This window comes from Nocardiopsis oceani (assembly GCF_054777395.1).
In genome coordinates this window covers 106,478-128,290 of the sequence record NZ_BAAHAR010000021.1, presented here as the reverse complement: position 1 = coordinate 128,290, position 21,813 = coordinate 106,478, and the positions used below count along the sequence as shown (strand labels likewise).

25 protein-coding genes are annotated in these 21,813 nt (G+C 69.9%); 10 read left to right on the top strand and 15 right to left on the bottom strand.

Going from position 1 to position 21,813, the window contains the following annotated elements:
* Positions 1 to 149 precede the first annotated feature (149 nt).
* On the top strand, positions 150 to 563 hold the full coding sequence (locus ACYVDG_RS14395) for a TetR/AcrR family transcriptional regulator (protein WP_460751316.1): 414 nt from the start codon (positions 150 to 152) through the stop codon (positions 561 to 563).
* Positions 564 to 603: 40 nt separating this feature from the next.
* On the top strand, positions 604 to 885 hold the full coding sequence (locus ACYVDG_RS14390) for a hypothetical protein (RefSeq protein WP_460751313.1): 282 nt from the start codon (positions 604 to 606) through the stop codon (positions 883 to 885).
* Positions 886 to 989: 104 nt separating this feature from the next.
* Here the strand turns inward: ACYVDG_RS14390 and ACYVDG_RS14385 are convergent, their stop codons facing one another.
* Positions 990 to 1,484, bottom strand: a complete 495-nt coding sequence (locus tag ACYVDG_RS14385) for an SDR family NAD(P)-dependent oxidoreductase (protein ID WP_460751309.1) — start codon at positions 1,482 to 1,484, stop codon at positions 990 to 992.
* A gap of 98 nt (positions 1,485 to 1,582) precedes the next feature.
* Here ACYVDG_RS14385 and ACYVDG_RS14380 point away from each other — a divergent pair, with 98 nt between their 5' ends.
* Positions 1,583 to 2,116, top strand: a complete 534-nt coding sequence (locus ACYVDG_RS14380; protein ID WP_460751332.1) for a sugar O-acetyltransferase — start codon at positions 1,583 to 1,585, stop codon at positions 2,114 to 2,116.
* A 73-nt stretch (positions 2,117 to 2,189) separates the two neighbouring features.
* Here ACYVDG_RS14380 and ACYVDG_RS14375 read toward each other — a convergent pair whose 3' ends face one another.
* From ACYVDG_RS14375 to ACYVDG_RS14355, 5 genes are all read right to left on the bottom strand, one after another.
* Complete coding sequence (locus tag ACYVDG_RS14375) at positions 2,190 to 2,837, bottom strand: GNAT family N-acetyltransferase (protein ID WP_460751306.1); 648 nt, start codon at positions 2,835 to 2,837, stop codon at positions 2,190 to 2,192.
* Positions 2,838 to 2,941: 104 nt separating this feature from the next.
* On the bottom strand, positions 2,942 to 4,828 hold the full coding sequence (locus ACYVDG_RS14370; RefSeq protein ID WP_460751303.1) for an ABC transporter ATP-binding protein: 1,887 nt from the start codon (positions 4,826 to 4,828) through the stop codon (positions 2,942 to 2,944).
* A gap of 180 nt (positions 4,829 to 5,008) precedes the next feature.
* Positions 5,009 to 5,947: a P1 family peptidase gene (locus tag ACYVDG_RS14365; protein WP_460751299.1), complete on the bottom strand. Its 939-nt coding sequence runs from the start codon at positions 5,945 to 5,947 to the stop codon at positions 5,009 to 5,011.
* Positions 5,948 to 6,087: 140 nt separating this feature from the next.
* Positions 6,088 to 6,816, bottom strand: coding sequence for a sensor domain-containing protein (locus tag ACYVDG_RS14360; protein ID WP_460751296.1), 729 nt, complete (start codon positions 6,814 to 6,816; stop codon positions 6,088 to 6,090).
* Positions 6,817 to 6,921: 105 nt separating this feature from the next.
* On the bottom strand, positions 6,922 to 7,611 hold the full coding sequence (locus ACYVDG_RS14355; RefSeq protein WP_460751293.1) for a GAP family protein: 690 nt from the start codon (positions 7,609 to 7,611) through the stop codon (positions 6,922 to 6,924).
* Between the two features lie 70 nt (positions 7,612 to 7,681).
* Here ACYVDG_RS14355 and ACYVDG_RS14350 point away from each other — a divergent pair, with 70 nt between their 5' ends.
* A complete protein-coding gene (locus ACYVDG_RS14350) occupies positions 7,682 to 8,299 on the top strand; it encodes a TetR/AcrR family transcriptional regulator (protein WP_460751291.1) in 618 nt (205 codons plus the stop codon).
* Positions 8,300 to 8,430: 131 nt separating this feature from the next.
* Complete coding sequence (locus tag ACYVDG_RS14345; protein ID WP_460751329.1) at positions 8,431 to 8,994, top strand: GNAT family N-acetyltransferase; 564 nt, start codon at positions 8,431 to 8,433, stop codon at positions 8,992 to 8,994.
* Between the two features lie 45 nt (positions 8,995 to 9,039).
* Here ACYVDG_RS14345 and ACYVDG_RS14340 read toward each other — a convergent pair whose 3' ends face one another.
* The 7 genes from ACYVDG_RS14340 to ACYVDG_RS14310 form a co-directional block, all read right to left on the bottom strand.
* Positions 9,040 to 9,447 carry a MarR family winged helix-turn-helix transcriptional regulator gene (locus ACYVDG_RS14340; RefSeq protein WP_460751288.1) on the bottom strand — a complete coding sequence of 136 codons (408 nt, stop codon included), beginning with the start codon at positions 9,445 to 9,447 and terminating at the stop codon, positions 9,040 to 9,042.
* A gap of 192 nt (positions 9,448 to 9,639) precedes the next feature.
* A complete protein-coding gene (locus ACYVDG_RS14335) occupies positions 9,640 to 10,437 on the bottom strand; it encodes a methyltransferase domain-containing protein (RefSeq protein ID WP_460751285.1) in 798 nt (265 codons plus the stop codon).
* Positions 10,438 to 10,538: 101 nt separating this feature from the next.
* A complete protein-coding gene (locus ACYVDG_RS14330; protein ID WP_460751281.1) occupies positions 10,539 to 10,898 on the bottom strand; it encodes a DUF4180 domain-containing protein in 360 nt (119 codons plus the stop codon).
* A 36-nt stretch (positions 10,899 to 10,934) separates the two neighbouring features.
* Positions 10,935 to 11,369 (bottom strand): helix-turn-helix domain-containing protein, encoded by a 435-nt coding sequence (locus ACYVDG_RS14325; protein WP_460751326.1) that lies wholly within the window; start codon positions 11,367 to 11,369, stop codon positions 10,935 to 10,937.
* Positions 11,370 to 11,486: 117 nt separating this feature from the next.
* On the bottom strand, positions 11,487 to 12,344 hold the full coding sequence (locus ACYVDG_RS14320) for a hypothetical protein (RefSeq protein ID WP_460751277.1): 858 nt from the start codon (positions 12,342 to 12,344) through the stop codon (positions 11,487 to 11,489).
* 198 nt (positions 12,345 to 12,542) lie between these two features.
* Positions 12,543 to 13,589 (bottom strand): hypothetical protein, encoded by a 1,047-nt coding sequence (locus tag ACYVDG_RS14315; RefSeq protein ID WP_460751274.1) that lies wholly within the window; start codon positions 13,587 to 13,589, stop codon positions 12,543 to 12,545.
* 124 nt (positions 13,590 to 13,713) lie between these two features.
* Positions 13,714 to 14,748, bottom strand: coding sequence for a (2Fe-2S)-binding protein (locus ACYVDG_RS14310; protein ID WP_460751271.1), 1,035 nt, complete (start codon positions 14,746 to 14,748; stop codon positions 13,714 to 13,716).
* 132 nt (positions 14,749 to 14,880) lie between these two features.
* On the opposite strand from ACYVDG_RS14310, the gene ACYVDG_RS14305 reads away from it, so the two are divergent.
* From ACYVDG_RS14305 to ACYVDG_RS14295, 3 genes are read left to right on the top strand one after another with little or no spacing between them, the layout of a single operon-like run.
* Positions 14,881 to 16,287 (top strand): sensor histidine kinase, encoded by a 1,407-nt coding sequence (locus ACYVDG_RS14305; RefSeq protein ID WP_460751266.1) that lies wholly within the window; start codon positions 14,881 to 14,883, stop codon positions 16,285 to 16,287.
* Positions 16,284 to 16,982, top strand: a complete 699-nt coding sequence (locus tag ACYVDG_RS14300; RefSeq protein WP_460751263.1) for a response regulator — start codon at positions 16,284 to 16,286, stop codon at positions 16,980 to 16,982. The genes ACYVDG_RS14305 and ACYVDG_RS14300 overlap by 4 nt, the downstream gene beginning before the upstream one ends.
* Positions 16,983 to 17,032: 50 nt before the next feature.
* On the top strand, positions 17,033 to 18,007 hold the full coding sequence (locus tag ACYVDG_RS14295; protein ID WP_460751260.1) for a DUF4097 family beta strand repeat-containing protein: 975 nt from the start codon (positions 17,033 to 17,035) through the stop codon (positions 18,005 to 18,007).
* A 63-nt stretch (positions 18,008 to 18,070) separates the two neighbouring features.
* On the opposite strand, the gene ACYVDG_RS14290 is transcribed toward ACYVDG_RS14295, so the two are convergent.
* Positions 18,071 to 18,454, bottom strand: a complete 384-nt coding sequence (locus ACYVDG_RS14290) for a hypothetical protein (protein WP_460751257.1) — start codon at positions 18,452 to 18,454, stop codon at positions 18,071 to 18,073.
* 113 nt (positions 18,455 to 18,567) lie between these two features.
* Here ACYVDG_RS14290 and ACYVDG_RS14285 point away from each other — a divergent pair, with 113 nt between their 5' ends.
* The gene (locus ACYVDG_RS14285) at positions 18,568 to 19,584 is read left to right on the top strand and encodes a Gfo/Idh/MocA family protein (RefSeq protein ID WP_460751254.1); all 1,017 of its coding nucleotides are present in this window, start codon (positions 18,568 to 18,570) and stop codon (positions 19,582 to 19,584) included.
* On the opposite strand, the gene ACYVDG_RS14280 is transcribed toward ACYVDG_RS14285, so the two are convergent.
* A complete protein-coding gene (locus ACYVDG_RS14280; RefSeq protein WP_460751250.1) occupies positions 19,562 to 20,476 on the bottom strand; it encodes a GNAT family N-acetyltransferase in 915 nt (304 codons plus the stop codon). The two genes, ACYVDG_RS14285 and ACYVDG_RS14280, sit on opposite strands and share 23 nt — an antisense overlap.
* Before the next feature lie 758 nt (positions 20,477 to 21,234).
* On the opposite strand from ACYVDG_RS14280, the gene ACYVDG_RS14275 reads away from it, so the two are divergent.
* On the top strand, positions 21,235 to 21,786 hold the full coding sequence (locus ACYVDG_RS14275; protein ID WP_358508420.1) for a tyrosine-type recombinase/integrase: 552 nt from the start codon (positions 21,235 to 21,237) through the stop codon (positions 21,784 to 21,786).
* Positions 21,787 to 21,813: the final 27 nt, after the last annotated feature.

Sequence of the window (21,813 nt, the reverse complement as noted above, 5' to 3'; positions counted from 1 at the left end):
AACCGTGTCAGCCTGCGGAGACCTCTGGGTTGCCATGTCTGCGAAGCAGGAACCTGCTGCCGCCGCGAGGCGGACAGCGCCACCAGACCCTTCGGGTTTGGTCGGAATCCCTCTCACTTCAGGAGAGAGAGGAAGTCAAGGACCAGGTGGTGACGGGCGTCTACACGGAGATCGCGGAGACGGTCGTCCCCCGGATCCTGGCGCAGGACAGCGCCGCGGCGATCCTGCGCACACACGTGCGGGGTGTGGCCGAGTACGGCCTGGCGCACCGCGGCCGCCTGGCGGCCGTCGGTCAGATCTTCATCCACTCCCGCGACGCCGAAGGCAACCCCCGGTTCGGGGGGCGCCAGGCCGAACCGCTCTACGAGTCCCTGGAAGGGCTCTACCGGAACGGTCAGGAGAGCGGCGAGTTCCGCGGCTTCGACGTGCGGGTGATGGCGGTCAGCCAGCAGGCGTCCATCGACGCCATGTTCGAGTACTGGCGGGTCCATCCCGACCACGACCTGCTCGCACACGCCGACGAACTGGGCGAACTCCTGGTCCGTGCCACCCGAGCCGACTGACGGCCACTGGCCCTCGAACACCCCAACCAACGAGGGCACCATGACACACCAGAAAGCACCACCCACCACCGCGGAACCGGGGCCGACCACCCGGACGCGTCTGTTCTTCGTCGACAACCTGCGGGTCGTGCTGACCCTCCTGGTCGTCCTGCACCACGCCGCGATCACCTACGGCAACATCCCGGCCTGGTACTACACCGAACCCGCCCAGGACCCCACCGGGGTTGTGCTGGACCTGTTCGTTCTCCTGAACCAGACCTTCTCCATCACACCCGGGGCGATTCAAAGTTCGCCGCCCTGGCAGCGCTGGCCGTGCCCCTGACATGGACGGCTGCCGCAGCCCTCCGGGCGGTCCCAGGGGTCAAACGCATCCTCTGACCGGCCGACTGGCGAGCCACTGCCCAAGGGTCCCTGGCCGAGTCTCGGTCAGGGACCCGGGCGCAGGTTGAGCTCGGTGACCTGGGCGTCGCGCGGCAGGTCAAGAACATCGGCCACCGCCCCCGCCAGGGTCTCGGGTTGGATGCACGCCGCCGGGTCGTAGTCGTGTCCGAACGCGTCGCGCACCTCGCGCAGCAGGTCCGTGGCCGTCCCACCGGGGTGGACGCCGGTCACCCGGATCCCGTGCGCTGCCTCCTCCTGCCGCAGCGCGTCGGCCAGCTCGCTCAACCCCGCGCAGTGCACGAAGGCGTCCAGCCCGGCGATCCCGGCCACCGCATCGGCGAGGGTCTCAGGACGGCGCAGGTCGGCCCGCACCGCGCGCACCTGCGGCCTGTCGCGCGTGAGTTCAGCGAGGCGTTCGGGGTCGCGGCCCAGCGCCACGACGGGCCGACCGCGTTCCACGAGCGTGTCCACCAGGGCCGAGCCGATCCCACCGGTCGCCCCGGTCACCAGCACCCCGTCGTGCGTCTCGTTCGCTTCCATGTCGGGGATCCTGGCACGGATGCCGCACCGGGGCCACGGGATTAGGGTCGGATCGTCATACCAAGGGAAGGGACCCCGTGGCCAGTCAGAAAGAACACATGCTCGCCGGTGATCTCTACCTCGCCGACGACCCCGAGATCACAGCGGACGTGCTCCTCGCCGGGCAGCGCTCCGAGGCGTTCAACAACAGCTCCATCGACGACCCCGAAGGGCGAGCCAAGGCCCTGGCCGACCTCGTCGGTGAAGTGGGGGAGGGTGGTGAGGTCCGCCCGCCGCTGCGGGTGGACCTGGGCTACCGCATCACCCTCGGCCCGCGCTCGTTCGTCAACTTCAACGCGGTGATGCTCGACGTCGCCCCCATCACGATCGGCGCGGACGTGCTGATCGGCCCCAACGTGCAGCTGCTCACCCCCACGCACCCCATCGACCCCGAGCTGCGCCGGGCCAAATGGGAGGCGGCCGAGCCCATCACCATCGGTGACAACGTGTGGCTGGGCGGCGGGGTCATCGTCTGTCCCGGCGTGAGCATCGGTGAGAACACCGTGGTGGGCGCCGGTGCGGTGGTCTCCAAGGACCTGCCCGCCAACGTGGTGGCGGTCGGTAACCCGGCGAAGGTCGTCAAGGAGATCTGACTGCCCGGCCCTCGGTCAGCGCCGTCTCGCTCCGTGGCCGGGCGGACTTGGACACCGCCGGAGAAGTCCGGTCTCAGCTCATCAGACGGGCGGGGGTGACCGGGCAGACCAGTTTCCAACCGAGGCGTTCGTACAGGCCGCGGCCGTCGTCGGTCGCCACCAGGAGTCCGTGTTGGGCCCCCTGGTCGAGGGCGGCCCGGCCGAGGGTGTTCATGAGAGCCCTGCCCAGGCCGCGTCGGCGGTGGTCGGGGTCGGTGACCACGCGGTCGAAGACGGCTGTGCCCGCGTGGACGGCCATGACCGAGCTCGCTGCTTCGGTGCCTGTAGCGGACCACGCCCGTGCCTGGAAGCACCGGTGGCTTTCGGCGACCCCGACGGTGTAGTGAGCCGGTACCGGGACGGGATCGGGGGAGAGCTCGACGGTCATCAGGTACTCGGTCTCGCCCACGCGCCAACGCGGGTCAAGGGTGGAAACCGTGGTCTCGCGCGGGCCGCACACCTTCAACCACGTGTCCGGGGCGGTCAGGGATTTGCTGAGGCGAGCCACAGGCCCGGGGTCGGGCAGGACGTGGCGGGTTCGGTGGCCGGGCAGGCCGACGTCCAGGCGGAATCCGTGGGGGACGCGGACGGGTGCGGGCGTACTGCGGGCTAGAGCCCAGCCGTGTACCCACTGTTCGGCGAATCGGTTGACCCGTTCGGGGTGCGCCACGCTCTTGGTCATGGCCTCATTGTCACGTTCGGGCCCGCGGGGGATCCGGTCCGGGTGCTCGAACGCGACCGTCCCCCGGTGTGGCGCCACCGGGGGACGGAGTTCTGTGCGGGCAATTACCCCGTCATGGCCGGTTCGGTTTCCCCTCCGGCGAACTGGGTCCGGTACAGCTCGGCGTAGCGGCCGTTGCGGGCCAGCAGTTCGCTGTGGGTGCCGCGTTCGGCGATACGCCCTTCCTCGACGACGAGGATGGCGTCGGCCGCGCGGATGGTGGACAGCCGGTGGGCGATGACCAGCGCGGTCCGGCCCTCCAGAGCCTCGGCCAGGGCTGCTTGGACGGCCGCCTCTGAGGTGGAGTCCAGGGCGGAGGTGGCCTCGTCGAGGATGACCACCTCGGGTCCGGTCAGCAGCAGTCGGGCGATGGTCAGGCGCTGGCGTTCGCCGCCGGAGAAGCGGTAGCCGCGTTCGCCCACCACCGTGTCGAGCCCGTCGGGCAGGTTTCTGACCAGGTCGTCCAGGCGGGCGCGGCGCAGGGCGTCCCAGATCTGCTCGTCGGTGGACTCGGGTGAGCCCAGGCGCAGGTTGTCGCGGATGGATTCGTGGAAGAGGTGTCCGTCCTGGGTGACCATGCCGAGGGTGGCGCGGATGGAGTCGAAGGTGAGGTCGCGGATGTCGGCTCCGCCCAGGCGGACGGTGCCTTCGTCGGCGTCGTACAGGCGCGGGGTGAGTTGGGCGATGGTGGACTTGCCGGCGCCGGAGGAGCCGACCAGGGCGACGGTCTGGCCCGGTTCGACGCGGAAGGACACGTCGTGGAGGACGGGTCCGTTTTCGACGGTGTCCAGGGTGACGACGTCCTCCAGGGAGGCCAGGGACACTTTTTCCGCGTTGGGGTAGCCGAAGGTGACGTCGTCGAACTCCAGGGACACGGACCCGCTGGGGACTGGTCGTGCGGCGGGTTTCTCGTCCACCAAGGGCTTGAGGTCGAGGACCTCGAATACCCTGCTGAAGCTGACCAAGGCGCTCATGACCTCCACGCGGGCGCTGGCCAGCTCGGTGAGCGGCGCGTACAGGCGGGTGAGGAGCATGCCCATGGCGACGACGGTTCCGGCGTCGAGCTGGCCGCGCAGGGCGTAGAAGCCGCCGAGTCCGTAGACCAGGGCGAGGGCGAGTGCGGAGACCAGGGTCAGAGCGGTGAAGAACACCTCTTGGAGCATGGCGGTGCGTACACCGATGTCGCGGACGCGGGAGGCGCGCCGGGCGAATTCGGCGGACTCCTCCTTCGGGCGGCCGAAGAGCTTGACCAGGGTGGCGCCGGGCGCGGAGAAGCGCTCGGTCATCTGGGTGCCCATGGCGGCGTTGTGGACGGTGCGTTCGCGTTCGATCTTGGCGAGTCGGGCGCCCATGCGGCGGGCGGGTAGGACGAAGACCGGTAGGAGCAGGAGTGCGATGAGGGTGATCTGCCAGGACAGGGTGACCATGACGACCAGGGCCAGGACCAGGGTGACGAAGTTGCTCATCACGCCGGAAAGGACGTCGCTGAAGGCGCGTTGGGCACCGATGACGTCGTTGTTGAGCCGACTGACCAGGGCGCCGGTGCGGGTGCGGGTGAAGAAGGCGACCGGCATGCGTTGGACGTGGTCGTAGACGGTGGTGCGCAGGTCCAGGATGAGTCCTTCGCCCACTCGGGCGGACAGCCACCGCACGATGAGGCCGAGGCCGGCTTCAGCGACCGCGACCAGGGCGATGAGGCCGGCCAGGAACAGGATGGCGCTGAGCGCGGAGCCGTCGATGATCTCGTTGACGACCTCGCCGGCCAGGAGCGGTGAGGCCACGGCCAGAGCCGCCGTCAGGATGCTCAGTCCGAGGAACCAGGCCAGGTGTCGTGCGTAGGGGCGGGCGAAGGAGCCGATTCTGCGCAGGACCTGCATCGAGAAGGGGCGCTGGTCCTCTTTGGCGTGTATCGCGTGGTACATCGAGCTCCACGCGGCCATTTCCATGCTCATGGTGGTCACCGGTCCGTTGGGTTGGGTTCCCCTGAACCGTAGAACCTTAAGATTGGTTAAGGTCAACTCCGCGGCGCGAAACCTTCCCGGCTCCTGACAGAGCTGGCCCCGCCGCCCCCGGTCAACCCACCGTCGCCGCGCTGACCACCCTGCGGAGCGGCCCCTCCAGGGGAGATGCCCTCACCAGTGCCCCACCGAGCGGATGGCCTCAGTGACCGCTGCCAGCGCGAGCATCCTGACCGTGTCCACGTGCGCCGCGACGTGACCGGTCGCGGCGGCGACGAAACCGTCGCCGTCAAAGCGGGTGTGCGGCGGGGTCAGTGCTCGCGAGAGCCCGTCGTGGGCCCCTTGCGCCACGATCCGGCACTCGACCTTGTCGAGACGGGCGTTGGTGACGACGGCCCCGATGGTCGTATGGGCCCGCTCCGGTGCGAGCTCGAACGGCTCCGCCAAGGCACGCACCGCGTCGAGCGAGATCCCCCTCTGCCCGTCGTCGATGTCACCGAACGCGTTGACGGCGCACAGCGCGCCGACCACCAGACCGTCCATGCTGTGCTCGGCGTAGCCGAGCCCGCCTCGCCGACGGCCCTCCGGGCCACGCCATTGGCTGACGTAGGCCCCGGCACCGGCACCGACCCGTCCGGTGAGCCGCTGTTCGCCTCGGGCGGCCTGAGCGGCGAGGTATCCGGACTCGCTTGTCGGCCGCACCTTGGGGTCGCCGACCGCGAGATCGAACAGCGCCATCGCCGGGACGATCGGGACGACCCCTCCGGGGGTCGCCACCCCGCGCCCCAGTCCCTCGTAGTAGCGCATGACACCGTCGGCGGCAGCCAGACCGAACGCCGATCCGCCGGTCAGCAGCACCGCGTCGACGCGTGCCACGGTCTTGTCCGGTCCCAGCAGGTCCAGTTCGCGCGAGGCGGGCGCGCCGCCGCGCACCTCACAGGAGGCTACGGTCTCCTCGGGGAGTTCGATGACGGTGCAGCCCGTCTGCGACACTTCGTCGGTCCAGTGGCCGACGCGAACCCCGTCGACGCCCACGCGCCTGTGCTGACGATCCGCGTCCTGCGGCGGCGGGGGCGCGTCCTGCGGCGCGTCCGTGTGTTCGGAACCGGTCATGTCGCGGCCTCCGCTGTCGAATCGCTGTCGGGTGCGGTGCTGATGGCGGTCTACGGTGCGGGACGGATCCACCGGCTGCCGGAGCCACGGTCGAAGACTACTGCTGTCGTGGCGCGACGCCGGGACACACCGTCACCGTGTCAGCGGGCGGAGACGATCCTTCGGTCCGCTGGCACCTGCTCGGACTCGGTGTGGTCTTGGCCCTGCGGCCGCTCCGTCCCGCCGCTGCGGGCGGTGAGCACCTGGACGCTGGTGTCCTCCGGGGCGAGCAGGAGGGCGCGGGCCAGGGTGGATTCGGCCTGGGCCAGGCCGCGCAGGACCAGCGGGAGGGTGAGTCCGAAGAGTGCGCCGCCCACCATGTAGACGGCGAGCGTGGCCAGGGCCGGGGACTCCGGAAGGATGAAGCTGCCCACGTCGGTGTATCCGGGGATCAGGTAGAGCGACCAACCCCAGAGCGGGTAGAGCAGTCCGCCCAGGGTGAGGGCCCACCAGAGCACGGCCACGAGGAAGGCGACCGCGGAGACGGGGAAGCGCAGCAGGGCGTGTAGCGCGTCCAACCAGCTGCGGGAGCAGGTCAGCGGGTTCAGGAGGCGGCGCACCGGTCCGGCCGCGGCCGGGGCCGCACGGTAGGGCAGGCGTACCACCGGTCGCCGGTACAGGTCGGAGAGGCGAATACGGTCCACGTGGGCCAGGCCCCGGGCCATGACCAGCGTGCCGGACAGCAGGATCAGCCCCACGAAGATCACTGAGGTGCCGACTCCGGCTGCCAGGCCTGGCAGGACGAGGGCGAAGGAGATGACCGCCAGGGGAAAGCCCAGCAGTAAGTAGCGGGTGTCTCGGGCCAGCCGGGAAAGGAAGGAGGAGTTCATGTCCTCGAAGGTAAGCCCGGGGACCGCCTCGGGTCAGGGCGGTGGACGTGAGGATCGAGGGTGGTGCTGGCTCTACCTCGCGCTGGGGCATGGCGGAAAAGCGCTCTACAGCGGCAGGCCGCCGATGAGGTCGGTGACGCCCACCTGTTGGAGGCCGTTGGCGAGGACGATCACGCCGACGATGCCGATGATCCAGGCCAGGGCCTCGCGGGAGCCCGCGTCTACCTTCTCCCGCCAGCGGTCCAGGCGGGGGCGCAGGCGCTCGCCGAAGGCGCGGTGGCCCAGGTAGAGCAGGACGGGTGGCAGAACCATCATCAGGTTGTAGGCGGCGAGCATCGGCACCCAGGTGTGTGCGGCCAGTCCGGCGGTGCCCATGATGCCGATCGCCCCGAGGTAGGGGAAGGCGGTCCCGGCCTCCAGCAGACCGGTGGCCAGCCCCAGGGCGACCATGGTGCCGGTGCGGAAGGAGGCGGGCCTGCGCGGTGGGCGTGCCTTGGTCGGCATGAGGAAGGAGTAGGCGAGCAGGCCCCCGCCCAGGAGCACCATGGTCCAGCCCGCGGCGGGGGTCTCGGCCAGGTGGGACAGGCTGCTGATCGCGGCGCCCAGGCCCAGCATCAGTGCGCAGCCCAGAGTGAAGTAGAAGACCGCGACGGTGCCGAGGTAGGCGAAGAGCGGTCGGGCGATCGAGCTGGCCCCGCTCAGGAGCACGAAGAGCGAAACTCCCAGGGTGGTGGGGCTCAGGGTGTCCAGGAGGGCGAGCCCGGCGACCGGTATCAGGACGTCCAGAGGTGGCATGGTGTGGTCTCCCCGTTTTTGCAACACGACTGTGCTAAATAAAATAGCACGGGTGTGATAAAAAAGGGAGGTGCCTAAGATCGTCGACCACGAAGAGCGCCGCCGCGAGCTCGCCGAAGCCCTGTGGAGGGTGATCGTCGCCTCCGGCCCGCACGCCGTGTCCATCCGCAGCGTCGCCGCCGAGGCGGGCCTGTCCGCGGGTGCGCTGCGCCACTACTTCCAGACCCGCGAGGAACTCCTGGTCTTCGCGATCGACCGGGCCCAGGAGCGTGTGGCCGAGCGGATGCACGAGCACGCCCGGACCCTGGGTCCCGAGGACTCCGTGGTCGAGCGGGTCGCGGGCTTCGCCGAGCAGATGATGCCCCTGGACGAGACGCGCAGGGCGGAGTTTCGCGCGTGGGAGGCCACCGGTGACCTGGGAACCGGCGACCCCCGCCTGGAGGAGCGCTGGAACAAGCAGCGGAGTCTCTACCGGCAGCTGGTCGCCGGCTTGGGAGGGCTGGCCCCGCCCGAGGACCCGGCCCAAGTCCACCCAGACCCCTGGTTGGAGACCTGGTCGGAGCACTTGCACGCGTTCGTCGACGGCCTCTCCCTGCAGACCATGGTGACGCCCCAGCAGTTCCCGCCGGAGGCTGCCCGCCGGCAGCTGCGCGCCTTCCTGGCCCACATCGAGTCCACGCGCGGGTGACAGAAGTGCGCGCTTGCCTGTTCTCGCGAGCAGGAGCTTTCCTGCAGGCCCCGGGTCGACATCGGACCCCCACTGGTGGCCTACTGTGTGGGCAGTGCAGTGAGCAGAGGGGGAGTTGAGGCGTGACCAGCATGTGGAGCAGCAAGGGCGGGACGGACCACCGGTCCGAGGTCGACTTCCGGGCCGCGACGCCCTCCGACGTCTCCGCCCTGGTGGACCTGGTCAACTCCACTTACCGGGGCGACAGCTCCCGCCGGGGCTGGACGACCGAGGCCGACCTCCTCGACGGCCAGCGGGTGGACCCCGACATCATGGCCGAGCTGCTCGGGCGCACCAACACCCTTGTGCTGGTCGGTGAGTCCGAGGGCCGGATCGTGGCCTGCTGCGAACTGCAGCGCAGCATCAACGGGGCCTACTTCGGGATGTTCTCGGTGCGCCCCGAACTCCAGGGGGCGGGGCTGGGCCGGGTCGTCCTGGCCGAGGCCGAGCACATGGCCTCCCGCGAGTGGGGGTGCCGCCTGATGCGGATGAAGGTCCTCAAGCAGCGCCCCGAACTCATCGCCTGGTACGAGCGGCTCGGCTACATCAGCACCGGCAAGACCGAGCCCTTCCCCTACGGTGACGAGGACTTCGGGCTGCCCAAACGCGACGACCTGGCCTTCGTCGAACTCACCCGGGAGCTGCCCGCCGACTAGCCGACGAATGGGCAGGGCCGGGACCGCCGGTCAGTCCGCCGCCGGTCAGTCCGCCTCCAGGTTGGCCGACATCCGTTCCAGGACGTTCACGGTGTCCCGGTACTCCTGGTCGCTGATGCCCAGGGAGAGCTTGCGCAGGTTCTGCTGGACCCGCTCCAACAGGGTGTCGTGGGCCTGGTGCCCCTCAGCGGTGAGTTCCAGTGCGACCAGGCCGCTCACCCAGCCTCGCTGGCGCAGGGCCTCCGCCGCGGGGGCGACCGTGCTCTCGTCGTCGTCCAGGAACGGGGCCAGGCGCTGGTCCAGTTGGAGTACGGTACCGGGTTCGTTGTGCAGGGAGTTGAGTACCTGCCACTGACGCCGGTCGAGGGACTCCGAGGCCAGGACACGGTCGAAGTCGTGCTCGATGAGTCGGTCCAGGTGCTTGAGCCAGAAGCCGATCGGCAGGTCGGACATGGTTCCTCCGGGACGTCGGTGTCCGCACGGCGCGAGGACGTGTTGGGCGGACACATACCCCGCTACGGGACGGGCACTGTCCAATGCACTCGCTCTGGGCCGACGGTATACCGCCCCACGGGGCCGGGCCAGCACAGTCCGCAGGTGTCGGCGCCCGCAGGCGTCGGCTTCGAACACGGCGGCCCGGCCCGCTCAGACACGGCACAGGATCGCGCCTCGGGGGATGACGAAGACACCGTCCGGGTGCTCGCTCCAGCGGGTCCAGCCCGCCGAGATCGCCTCCAGATCCTCCTGCGTGGCGTAACCCGCCTCAACCGCGCGGCTGCCCACAGCCGACTCCAGGATGCGGCGCGCCCACATTCCGCCCCACCAGGTCCGCCGTTCGGGCGCGGAATGGTTCCACACCTCGGCTGCGTAGGTGACGTCGGTGAACCCGGCCTCGTGTGCCCAGGCCAGCATGTGGCGTCCGGCGTCGGGCTCGCCGCCGTTGGCGCGGGCCACCCGCTGGTACAGGTCCATCCAGGTGTCCAGTTCGGGCAGGCGCGGGTACCAGTGCATCGCGGAGTAGTCGCTGTCGCAGGCCGCCACCACTCCGCCCGGCTTGGCGACACGTCCCATCTCGGCCAGGGCGCGCACCGGGTCGGCCACGTGTTGCAGGACCTGGTGGGCGTGGACCACGTCGAAGGTGTTGTCGGGCAGGTCGAGTCCAAGAACATCGCCCACGTGGAAGTCGACGTTGTCCACCCCTTCGGCGGCCGCGGTGGCGCGGGCCTGGTCGACCGCTTCGGCTGAGGCGTCCACCGCGGTCACCCGACCCGGGGCGACCCTGCGGGCGAGGTCGACGGTGACGCTCCCGGGACCGCACCCCACGTCCAGCAGGGAGCGGCCGGGGCGCATCTCCTCCAGGGCGTAGGCGGAGGAGTTCTCCGCGTTCCGCCACAGGTAGGAGGTGGTGACCGTCGGGTGCTGTCCGTGGGTGTACTCGGCCATCGCGCGCCGTCCTTCGCTTCGGGGGTGGGCGCACGACGCTACCACCATGTCTCTATCGGTGAGACTTATTTCTCATATTGTGAAACGCTTGGGTTGTCCCGTCAGGCGGGGGCCAGGCGGCCGGCCAGGGTTTCCAGGTCGGGGAGGAACCAGCACTGTGCTCCGCGGTTGCTCTCCCGCACGAGGTCGCGCAGGGCGTCACTGGCCGCCACCTGCTCGGAGATGTCGCCGAGGACGGCCAGCCGGAGCCGGTAGTTGGCGCACTTCTGCAGGAACTCACCGGCCACGCCCGTGCGCAGGCGGAAGAAGTCCGGGTCCAGGCGTTCGGCGGGCAGTGCGATCCAGGTGGCGCCGAGGCCGAAGGCGTCGCCGATGACGTCGCCGGCGTCACGGACGGGCTCACCCTCGGCGGAGCAGACCAGCACGGGGTTGTCGTTCCGGTCCTTGAGGTCGTGGGGCATGGACTTGGTTCCTTCCGGTGTGGGGCCGGGTGCCGCTCACCCGCGCTCGACCAGGGAGTCGACGTATCCGAGCAGTGTCGCCGTGGCCGTGAGGCCGCCCACGACGACGATCTTCAGCTTGGCGCGCTCAGGGTCGTGGACGACCTGGGCGTGCGCACGCGCCCTCCCGCCCGGCTCCCCGGCCGCGGCCGCCGTGACCAGGGTGATCAGGCGGTCGGCCGTGGCCCGGTCGACCCCGTCCACCTGGACGACGCTGGACACCTCGGCGTGCGGCGCATCCGACTCGGTGGGTGGTTCCGCTTCGGCCAGCGGACCGCCGGTGAACTCCTCCAGGTCCTGGCGCCGGATCCGGTACTGCTTGCCGATCCGCGTGGCCGCCAGGCGCCCCTCGCGGACGTAGGCGCGCACCGTCTTCACGTGGAGGCCGAGTAGCTCCGCGACTTGGTCCACCGAGTAGTACTGCTGGGCCACGCTTCTCCCTGATGGCATGAAACAGATCTTAACTTCCGCAATAATACCCTGCAGAAGAGAAGTTTAGGGAAGCATGAGGAAGGGGGGTGTCAGATCGACGACGTACCTGGACAGTTCTCAGGAGTGTCGGATGAGCAGCACGGAGAGCCAGCGGTGGTCGTCGGGGGTGCTGGGACGGATGTGGTCGCTGAGCTCCACCAGTTGCTCGGGCTCGCTCTCGCTCCCACCACCGCCCCCGCGCCAACGGAGGCTGACCACGTCATCGCCGATGTCCAAGAAGATGTGGCGCAGGTTGCCCCGGTGGACCTCCACGAGCAGATCGCCCCGGCGCTCGCACTCCGCCAAAGGCGCTTCGCAGACTTGGGTTCGGGAGGCCTCGGGGTCCAGGACCAGGTCGAGGTCGACGTCGGCGATCCCCTCGTTGGCGGTGGTGTAGGTCTGGGAATAGCTTTCGTGTCCCTCCACCGTTTCGGTAACGGCCCGCGTCGCCTCCCAGTCGGGATGGTCCAGGACCATCATCTCCAGGCGTTCGGGCTGGGCCTGGCGCAGGAGCAGCCCTTGGGCCTCCTGAGCGCCCCAGATGAGCAGTGCCACGAGCAGCGCGTAGCCGGTCACCGCCGCCGGAAGGCGCCAGGGCAGGAGCCTGTTCCCGGTCAGCCGCCACCGGATGATCTGGAACGCCCACGCCCACATCAGGGCCAGGGCGACGAGAACGTGCGCGCCTCCGCCCGAGCTGCCGGGGGCCATGAGCACGTAGGCGACAATGTAGAAGCCCATGAATGGGGCCGGCGCCAGAATCAGCAGGGCGATGCCGAACCAGCGGGGTTCGCCGAGCACTTTCAGCCGCGACCCCAGGACCGCGACGGTACCGAGGAACAGGCCCACGCTGACCGTGATGATGAAGCTGACCTGGACGAAGCTTCCGTCGTACAGGGCGAAGTCGAACAGGACCGCGGCCAGGGGAGCCAGGATCATTCCGCCCAGGGAACAGACCGCCGCGAGGGCGGCGTCCAAGGCTGAGCCCCGCGGCCGTTCCTGGACGCCGAGCCGCGGGGCAGACGACGGTTGGTGAGGCCGGGGGTAGGGGTGGGGGCCCTGCCTTGGTGGGCCGTGTTCCGGACCCGGCTGGTTCCCCGATTGGTCGCCGCTCGTGGTTTCCACCAGGTATTCCCGTCAGGTTCGATAGTCCGTCGCGTGGATGACCAGCTTGGCGAGCCAGCGGTGATCGCCGGGGGTGCTGGGCCGGACATGGTCACTGAGCTCTACCAGGTCAGTGGGGTGGCTGTTGTTGCCTCTCACGTTGAGGTCGAGACGGTAGACCTCCTCGCCGACGTCCATGAGGACTTCTATCAACTGGCCGGTGTCCTCGTCGGTGACCAGCACCAGGCCGTCCCGGACTTCGCAGAGCTCCAGGAGGTCACCGCAGGTGCCGTCGATCGACTCCTCCGGGTCCTCGAGTGACTCGAGGAGGACGGTGTTCTCCGCCTCGTCCGAGGGCTCGTACCGCTGGAAGTATCTGCCGTTGCCCCGGTAACCGACGCTGGCAGCGGTCCACTCGTGATGGTCCAGGATGACCATGTCCAGCTCTTCGGGCTGGGTCTGGCGCATCCACAGGACTTGGGCTTCCTCCGCCACTACAGCGGTGAGGGCCACCAGTAGCACGAACGCGGCGACGGCCGCGGGCAGCCGCACGGGCAGGAGCGGGGCCCGGGTCAGGCGCCAGCGGATGACGAGGAAGGCCCACAGCCAGCTCAACACCAGTGCGACGAGGCGGGACGCGACGGTTCCCCACACGTCCGGGCCCGTGAAGAGCAAGCCGAGGGAGGTGATCCCGGTCCCCGCGCCCGGCGCGAGGACCAGCACAGCGCAAAGGAACGGCAGGGACACCCCCAGCTGTTTCAGGACCAGCCACATGAGTGCGACGACCCCGCAGAGCAGGCTGAAACCCACCGTGAGGTACACGAGCGCGAGCAACGGCTGCTCTTCGAAGAGCGCGACGAAGATCAGGGCGAAGAAACCGGCGGCCACCGCCACGCCGACCCCGGCGAGCACCATCGCCAACGTCGCGCCTTGGAGCGGCTTCCAGAGCCGTTCCCGGTCGGTGGGCGGGGGAGCGGCCGGGTGCCGCGGCTGCTGACCGTACAGCTGGGCCGGATGCCCTGGTGGCCCGTATCCCGGTCCCTGCCAGTGACCGGGCGGCCCGCCCGTGGAACCCGCCATGCCGTCCCCTCTCCTCAAGCCTCGCGGGCAAGGTACACCTCGGGCTCGGGCAGAACCGCGCATTGGCCGCACCCGGACAGTGTCCGGGAACGGACACGCGCGGGCCGCTCAGGAACTCGGCCGCTCACGGGCGCAGCGCGCAGTCGCCGCACAGGCCGCCGTCCGGCAGCCGGTAGTACAGGCAGCAGGTGGACCGCCGGAACACCGCAAGTCCCTCGGCGTCCGTTCCCGTGTACGCACCGGTCCCCGACAGGGCGTCTCCTTCGAGCATCAACCGTGCCACCCGCTCGGCTTCGCCGCGCTGTTGGGGACGTTCCCTGCCCAGGGCGCGTACGGCCCCCGCCAACGCCGCCCCGGCGTTGCCCCGCAGCAGTCCGGCCGAGATCCGGCCGACCCGGGTCAGCGCGCTCTCGACCGGGGCCAGGACCCGGCCCACCACGGATTCTTCCAGCCATGCAGCGACCTCGGCGGGACCCGACAGCTCGGGAACACGGAGCTCGACGGTGCGCAGGACCAGCGGGCCCTCGCGGCGGCTGTCGAGGAAGAAGTCCGGCGCGCTCAGTCCCACTCCGTGGCACACCCCTGCCGCCAAGACGGGGGAGAGCAACCGGGAGGCCAGACCCTGGTGGAACAGCGAGGCACCCACCCGCCACTCCACCGACTCCGGTCCCGCACCCGAGAGCGCCGCGAGTTGGTACCGGACCCGCCCCACCTCGTCCGCCAGGCGCTCCTCGGTCAGCCCGTCACCGGCGACCGAACCCCAGCCCGCCTCGGGCTGGTGCGTTTCCAACCGGAAGAAGTCGTTGACGCGGCCGATGTCCCGCAGAACCGGGCCGACCGTCCGGTCGTGGCTGGCCTGGACCGTGGACAGGAAGTAGGTCAGGTCCGGACGCGGGGCGAAACTGGCCAGGTGTGCTGCACACCTGAGCGCCTCCCCGGTGAGCTCGTACTCGTGCACCAGGTGGTGGTCGCCGCCGTGGTCGAGCAGAGCGGCCAGCCGGTCGACGACCTCCTGCGACACTTCCTGTTGCCAGGCGACCCACTCGTCCGGTCCGAACCCGACGAGGTATCGCTCCAGACCGCCGTCCACCTCACTGGCGAGGCTGTCCCCACTGTCCAGCGCACTCACCGAGAGCTTCCTGCTCCGCTCGTCGTCCACCCGTCGCCCTTCCGTTGCTCCTGGGCCCATCCGACCACGTGCCGCTGTCAGGCTCACGGTAGTGCCAGCACCACCCGTTTTCCTCGTGCAGATGGCCTCGTCTGCGAGCACCCCGAAACCTAGATTGGTCCTGTGAGCGGCACACATGGACAGCGGGCGCGGGGCGGTCGACGGGCGGGGGCTCGGGTGATCGGCCCCGTCGACGTGCCCTTCCCTGTTGACGCCCACGGCGGCGGATGGCGGGTGCGGCTGGTCGAGATCCTGCACCTGATGACTTCCCTGGCGCTGGCCCTGTTCTACCTGCTGCCGGCGGTCCTGCTGCTGACCGCGGCCTCCTGGGTCGGAGTGGGGCTGTACCTGCCCTGGACGCGGGACTCGGACATGCTGGCCGGCGTCACCGCCATCCAGATCGCCAGGGACATGGTCGGGTTCCTGGTGGTGCTGCCGGTGACCGCCACCCTGCTGGCCCGGTTCGCCTGCAAGGTCCAGCGGGACCGGCTGGCCAACGTGTTCGGGATCGTCGAAACGAGCCCGCCCGACCCGATGGCCGCCCGCGATCCCTGGTGGCGTGTGTGGCGGTTCGTCTTCGGCCGGGAGGCCTGGTCGATGGTGGTTTACACCACCGTCGCCGGGATCCACGGCCTGCTCGCCGGCGGACTCGCGGTGGTCCTTGTGGTGTGCGGCGGTGCCGCTGCCGTGGGCGCCCTCTTCGGCACCGTGTACGTCCTGTCCCAGGGCTCTCCGGGGGACCTGGTGAGCCCCTTGTCCCTGGTCGTACTGGGGCCGCTGGCCGCAGTGGTGGGATTGCGCGTGGCACCGTACATGATCTCCTCCGAGGTCCTCCTGCACCGCCTGCTGCTCTTCGACGCCCCCGAGGTGCGCATGCGGCGGCGGCTCCTGCACGTCCAGGACAGCCGGCTGCGCATGGTCGACGCGGCCGAGGCCGAACGCCGCCGGATCGAACGCGATCTGCACGACGGTGCTCAGCAGCGGTTGCTCGCACTGACCCTGACCCTGACCCGGGCACGGGCCAAATTGGCCCACGACCCCGACGGGACCCGGGAGCTGATCGCCGAGGCCCAAAAGGAGTCCAAGGAGGTCATGACCGAGTTGCGGCAGGTGGCGCGCGGACTGCACCCGAGGGTCCTGACCGACCACGGGCTCGGGGCGGCGCTGCCGGTCGCGGCCGAACGCGCCGCGGTCCCGGTCCAGGTGGACGTGGATCTGGACGGGCGTCCCTCGCCGCGCGCCGAGGGCGTGGCCTACTACGTGGTCTGCGAGGCCCTGACCAACATCGTCAAGCACGCGGGGGCCGAGCAGGTCACCGTGGCCGTCGAACGGGTACCGCACCCGGGGCGTTCGGGTGACCGGCTGCGCCTCTCCGTCACCGATGACGGGGTCGGCGGGGCCGATCCGGAGGCGGGCACCGGGCTCTACGGGCTGTGGGACCGGGTGGACGCCGTCGACGGGGTGCTGACCGTACACAGCCCGGACGGTGCGGGCACCGTCCTGACCGCAGACATCCCTTGGGAGGCATGACCGTGAGCGTGGACAGCACAGACGGCAAGCGGCCGGATCCGCGCGTGATCATCGCTGAGGACTCCGTACTGCTGCGCAGCGGTATGGCCCGGCTGCTGGAGGACTCGGGGGTGGAGATCGTCGCGGCGGTGGGGGACGCCGACGCGTTGATCGCGGCTGTGGGCGAACACCCGGACGTTGACCTGTGCCTGGTCGACATCAGGATGCCGCCCACCTACTCCGAGGAGGGGATCCAGGCGGCGGTGAAGATCCGGGAGACACATCCCGAGGTGGCGGTCCTGCTGTTGTCCCAGCACGTGGTCAGCCGCTATGCCGCGGACCTGCTCGGCGGAGGAGCTTCGAAGGTGGGCTACCTGCTCAAGGACCGGGTGGCCGACATCGAGGACTTCCTGGCGGTGTTGCGCCGGGTGGCCGACGGCGGGGCGGCGATCGACCCCGAAGTGGTCTCGCAGCTCCTGAGCAGGCACCGGGACCGCGCCTTGGAGAGCCTCAGCCCGCGGGAGACCGAGGTTCTGGAGGTGATGGCCCAAGGGGTGAACAACGCGGGTATCGCCGACCGGCTCGTCATCACTGAGCGGGCGGTGGAGAAGCACATCCGGTCGATCTTCACCAAGCTCGACCTCGGTCAGCACGACCACGACCACCGCAGGGTCCAGGCGGTGCTGCGCTACCTGCGCGGCTCCGCCAAGGACTGACACAGCACCGAATCAGAAGGAGGGCCCCGCCTTCCAAGAAAGGAAGAATCATGACTTTCCAGGCACGAGGCCTGTACGCCTCATCGAGCAAGGAGCCGCGCCGTTTCCGCCTGGGCCCCTGGATGTTCCTGGGCGGCGTTCTCGTGCTGATCCTGGTGGTGGTGACGGCCGTATCCGTCCTGGGCAACGTCTCGGTCAGCCAGTCGGCCCAGGAGGACAGCTTCGAGGGCGCGGACTCGTTCGAGCTGGCCAACCTGACCGGCGGTGAGGTCACACTGCGGGGAGGTGAGGGGGACGACGTCCTCCTGGAGCGCGATCTCCGGGGCAGCCCGCTGTCGGAACCGGACGAGGACATCACCGAACGGGAGGGGAGCCTGGGCGTCGAGGCTCAGTGCGGTGGCATCTCGCTCTTCCACTCGTGTTCGGTGGACTACGACGTGACCGTCCCCCAGGGGACCCAGGTGAAGCTGGAGACGATCAGCGGGGAGATCACCGTGGACAACCTCGAGGGTGGCCTGGAGGTGGAGGCCACCAGCGGTGACGTCGAGGTCGCTGAGGTGACCGGGGACGTGGAGGTGTCCACGGTCTCGGGCGGGATCGAACTGGCCGACGTGACGGGCTCGGCCGTGCTCGGCGCCACCAGTGGAACGATCGGGGCCAGTGGTGAGGGCGACCTCTTGGAGGCCTCGACCACCTCGGGCACGATCGACCTGACCGACTTCGCGGCCGAAGAGGTGCGGACCTCGACCACCAGCGGTGACGCCACCATTGGCAGCGGGTTCAGCACCCTGGAGGCGGACACCACCTCCGGGAGCATCGAGATCGACACCGACACTTCCTTCGACCTGATGGCGGTGGAGACCACCAGCGGCAGCGTCAATGCCCGCGTTCCCGACGAGGCCTACGACATCAGCGGCGACTCGACCTCGGGCTCACGCGACTTCGGCGTGGACACCTCCGCCGACGCCGACAGCCGGATCGAGGCCAACACCACCAGCGGATCGGTGCGGATCGACAGCCGCTGACCTGACCCGCTGAGGCCACCGGGCCAGGGGCCCAGCGGTCTTGGGGTTCAGGCTTGAGGAGGTTCAGGGGCGCTCGAAGCGCAGCGCCGCCCAGTCCGAGTCGATCCGGACCTGGGCGGTGCTGTGCCATCCGGCGTCGGTGAGGGTGTCCCAGCCCTTGTCCGCGGCCAGGTCCGTGATGATGGTGCCGCCGCGCTGGGGGAAGCACACCCACAACCTGGTCTTGGCGCTCATGAGTCCCAGGACACGCGGCCCCTCCCGGTCGACGGTGCCCCGGTCCAGGGCGAACAAGTGCACGTCGTCGTAGTCGGCGCCCTCGATCGGCCCGAGGTCGATGTGGATGTCGAGCGGGGGGTCCAACAACCGCAGGTAGCGTTCGGGGGCGTTCAGGACGAGCAGCCGGTCCCCGGGTTCGACCCCCAACCTCCGGGCGAGTGTCTCCGACATTCCTCCTCCGTTCACGTATGTGGCCTCTTCGGCCACCGTACGGTTCCAACGCGCGCAAACCGAGGACCTTCCGCGTCTCGACCCCGACATGACCGTGTTTTTAGGATGCGGTTATGACACAACACAACGGCGGGCCGCGCTGGGGCGTGCTCGGGACCGGCGGTATCGCGCACTCCTTTGCCGAGGGCCTTCGGGCTGTACCCTCCGCCAGGATCACGGCGGTGGGCTCACGTACCCGGGACCGGGCCGAGGATTTCGGTTCGGCCTGGGGGATTCCCCGTAGGCACGGCAGCTACGCGGAGCTGGCGGCCGACCCCGACGTGGACGTCGTGTACGTGGCGACCCCGCACCCTTGGCACCACCCGAACACGCTCCTGATGCTCAACGCGGGTAAACACGTTCTGGTTGAGAAGCCTATGGCGATGAACGCCCTGCAGGTGTCGGAGATGGTGGCGGCCGCCCGCGCCAACGACCGCTTCCTGATGGAGGCGATGTGGACGCGCTACCTGCCCGCCTACCGGCTGGCCCGTGACCTGGTCGCCGAGGGCGCGATCGGGGAGCTGAGTTCGGTGTCGGCCGAGTTCGGCATCAACATCCCCTACGACCCCGACCACCGTCTGTTCAACGCCGATCTCGGCGGCGGTGCTCTGCTGGACCTGGGTGTGTACCCGTTGGCGCTGGCCTCTCACTACCTGGGGGAGCTGACCGTGGTGGGTGCGACCCGGCAGCTGTCCCCGGACCGGATGGTGGACACGGGCACAACGGTGCTTGCACGCGGGGAGAACGGCGTGACCGCCACCCTGAACTGCGCCTCTCGCTCGTCGCTGTCCAACTGGGCCGTGCTGGCGGGCTCGGCGGGCAGGATCGAGATCGAGAGCTTCTGGACCACCACCGGCTTCGTCCTGCACCGGGACGGCGCTGAGCCGGAGCGGTTCGACCGGCCCTTCCGGGCCAACGGCTACGAGTACGAGGCCGAGGAGGTAGCCCGGTGCCTGGCCGCCGGTGACCGGGAGAGCCCGGACATGACCTGGGCGGAGAGCCTGCGGCTGGCCGGGGTCATGGACCAGGTGCGGGACATGGGGGGCCTGGTCTACAGCAGGCCCACGGTCAAGGCCGTCCCTCTAGGGTGAGGCCGACCGCTTCGGTGGCGGATCCGTCCGCGGTGAGGTCCTTGGCGACCGGCGCCGGGGCGGTCCGCCCGCCAGCAGCGGGCGCGCGGTGTGCGCGGGAGGTCAGAATCCGGCCCAGGGTGGCACGGGCCAAGGGGAGCACGCCCATGCGCGCGACGACCAGCATGGCGTCTTTGGGACCCACATCGCGGGCGAAGCGGGCGTCCAGAGCGGTGTCACCGCTGCACGGGTCCACCCCGTAGATGTCTCCGTCGAACATGCGGTAGGCGTCGCGCACGAGCAGGGTTTCGGGGTCCAGCCGCGGGCCGTCGCCGAGCCATCCGGCGGCGTCGGTGGCGATGCGTCGCACCAGGTGCGGAACGGGTCGGTCCTGGCGGGGGAAGACGCGCGCGGGGCCCAACCCTTTGCGCCATCCGGCGTAGACGGCGGGGTGGCGGGTGCGCAGCACCACGTAGGTGTTGGCCAGGGGGTGGGCCAGGACCTCACGGCTGAGGAAGTGGGTCATCAGGGCGGCGGAGAGGCCGGCGCGCCGGTGGGACGGGACCACACCGGCGGCGTCCAGGTACAGGGCCCGGCGCGAGGCGAAGCGGCGCCGGTGGTAACCGCCCCAGGCGACGGGTTGCCCGTCGCGATCCAGTACCAGGGCGAGCGAGGAGACCTGGTCGAAGAAGCCGGAGGCCACGCGGGTGCGCCAGTATGCGGAGTGGTCGGCGCCGAAGGCCCGGGCCGCCAGGTCGCGTAGGACGGTGTGCAGCCGCTCCCGGCATTCGGGTGCCAGTTCCGACGGTGCGTCCCACCGGGCGATCCGGTAACCGGTCCGTAGCGGGCGCAGGACTGGGGGAGCACTGAGGCCGCGCAGTTCCGGGCCGGGGAGTCGGGTCTGGTCGGGCATGCGGAAGCCCCACTTCCATCACTCTACGAAAATAAATGACTCCCCAACGTAGCTTCTTTGGTGGCTTCCCGTGCCGACTTCGCCCAACCGGGGGTTTCCGGGGCTATCGGGACAGCGTTCCCTCGGCCTTCTCGGGGTCCGAGTAGGAACGGAACGGTGAGTCCCGGTAACTGTCACATCTGTTGACACCTCGCAGGCCATCATGTCGAGCGTCCTACTTCTGGAAATCGGTATTCCCGGAAGTAGACTGACCAGGTGACTTCTGGAAACACACCCCCTGTCGGGGAACAGCCCTCGTTTTCCACTTCTGGAAACACACGCGCTGGCCGACCGCGCCGAACCCTCGACCTCCCCGACGACCTGGCGGACGAGCACCAGGGGTTCGTCGCCAAGCTGGCCGCCTCCACCGACCTGGGAGAGGCGACCCGCGACAAGTACCGGCGCAACTCCGCCCACTTCCTGGACTGGCTTGCCCAGGCCCGCCAGGCCGGTGCCCTGGACGGAGACCCCCTCACCGACCCGGACGCGCGGGACTGGGCGGTGCGCGACTACCGCCGCACGCTGAAGAACACCCGCACCGCCCGGGGCACCCACCTGGCGGCGGCCACCATCAACAACCGGCTCGCCACCATCGACGCCTTCTTCGCCCTGCGCGGTTCCGGACGCCCGGCAGTGGTGCGCGAACACCTGCCCCGCCCCACCGCCCCACCGCCCCGTGGGCCCTGGACGCCCGCGCCAAGCTGCGGTTCCTGCGCACCGTGGCCCGCGACGCCTCACCCCGGGACCGGGCCATCTGCCACCTGGCCTACTACGCGGGCCTGCGCATCGCCGAGATCGTCGCCCTGGACGTGGCCGACCTGCGTCTGTCCGCGCGTCGGGGCAGTGTGCGGGTGCGCGGCAAGGGCAGGTTCGGCGGCAAGGACCGCGCCGTCCCGTTGCACGCAGAGGCGCGCTCCTCTCTGGAGCGCCTCCTGGACGACCTCGGCCGACCCGCCGCCGGGCCGCTCATCCGCAACCGCGACGGCCAGGCGCTGTCTACGCGGGCCGCGAACACGGTGGTGTGTGAGCTCGGTGCGATGGCCGGGATCGGACCGGCTGACGACGGCGAGGCGTTCGGCCCGCACGTGTTGCGTCACACCTTCGGTACGGATCTGGTGCGCGGTGGCGGCGACCTGTCCAAGGAGCCGGTGGACCTGGTGACGGTCGCCGAGCTGATGGGCCATAGCGACATCAACACCACCCGGCGTTACGCCCTGCCCACCGAAGCCGACAAGGCCGCCGCTCTGGATGCGCTCACCGTCGACCGGTGAGAGCACGGCGCACCGCACGATACCCCG

What these genes read in the sequence shown, in the direction of transcription:
- ACYVDG_RS14335 (WP_460751285.1), bottom strand. Translation starts at nt 10,437, where the DNA reads ATGGCCGAGTACACCCACGGACAGCACCCGACGGTCACCACCTCCTAC.
- ACYVDG_RS14300 (WP_460751263.1), top strand. Translation starts at nt 16,284, where the DNA reads ATGACCGTGAGCGTGGACAGCACAGACGGCAAGCGGCCGGATCCGCGC.
- ACYVDG_RS14345 (WP_460751329.1), top strand. Translation starts at nt 8,431, where the DNA reads ATGTGGAGCAGCAAGGGCGGGACGGACCACCGGTCCGAGGTCGACTTC.
- ACYVDG_RS14285 (WP_460751254.1), top strand. Translation starts at nt 18,568, where the DNA reads ATGACACAACACAACGGCGGGCCGCGCTGGGGCGTGCTCGGGACCGGC.
- ACYVDG_RS14330 (WP_460751281.1), bottom strand. Translation starts at nt 10,898, where the DNA reads ATGCCCCACGACCTCAAGGACCGGAACGACAACCCCGTGCTGGTCTGC.
- ACYVDG_RS14390 (WP_460751313.1), top strand. Translation starts at nt 604, where the DNA reads ATGACACACCAGAAAGCACCACCCACCACCGCGGAACCGGGGCCGACC.
- ACYVDG_RS14380 (WP_460751332.1), top strand. Translation starts at nt 1,583, where the DNA reads ATGCTCGCCGGTGATCTCTACCTCGCCGACGACCCCGAGATCACAGCG.
- ACYVDG_RS14320 (WP_460751277.1), bottom strand. Translation starts at nt 12,344, where the DNA reads ATGATCCTGGCTCCCCTGGCCGCGGTCCTGTTCGACTTCGCCCTGTAC.
- ACYVDG_RS14365 (WP_460751299.1), bottom strand. Translation starts at nt 5,947, where the DNA reads ATGACCGGTTCCGAACACACGGACGCGCCGCAGGACGCGCCCCCGCCG.
- ACYVDG_RS14355 (WP_460751293.1), bottom strand. Translation starts at nt 7,611, where the DNA reads ATGCCACCTCTGGACGTCCTGATACCGGTCGCCGGGCTCGCCCTCCTG.
- ACYVDG_RS14295 (WP_460751260.1), top strand. Translation starts at nt 17,033, where the DNA reads ATGACTTTCCAGGCACGAGGCCTGTACGCCTCATCGAGCAAGGAGCCG.
- ACYVDG_RS14360 (WP_460751296.1), bottom strand. Translation starts at nt 6,816, where the DNA reads ATGAACTCCTCCTTCCTTTCCCGGCTGGCCCGAGACACCCGCTACTTA.
- ACYVDG_RS14280 (WP_460751250.1), bottom strand. Translation starts at nt 20,476, where the DNA reads ATGCCCGACCAGACCCGACTCCCCGGCCCGGAACTGCGCGGCCTCAGT.
- ACYVDG_RS14375 (WP_460751306.1), bottom strand. Translation starts at nt 2,837, where the DNA reads ATGACCAAGAGCGTGGCGCACCCCGAACGGGTCAACCGATTCGCCGAA.
- ACYVDG_RS14385 (WP_460751309.1), bottom strand. Translation starts at nt 1,484, where the DNA reads ATGGAAGCGAACGAGACGCACGACGGGGTGCTGGTGACCGGGGCGACC.
- ACYVDG_RS14370 (WP_460751303.1), bottom strand. Translation starts at nt 4,828, where the DNA reads ATGAGCATGGAAATGGCCGCGTGGAGCTCGATGTACCACGCGATACAC.
- ACYVDG_RS14340 (WP_460751288.1), bottom strand. Translation starts at nt 9,447, where the DNA reads ATGTCCGACCTGCCGATCGGCTTCTGGCTCAAGCACCTGGACCGACTC.
- ACYVDG_RS14290 (WP_460751257.1), bottom strand. Translation starts at nt 18,454, where the DNA reads ATGTCGGAGACACTCGCCCGGAGGTTGGGGGTCGAACCCGGGGACCGG.
- ACYVDG_RS14315 (WP_460751274.1), bottom strand. Translation starts at nt 13,589, where the DNA reads ATGGCGGGTTCCACGGGCGGGCCGCCCGGTCACTGGCAGGGACCGGGA.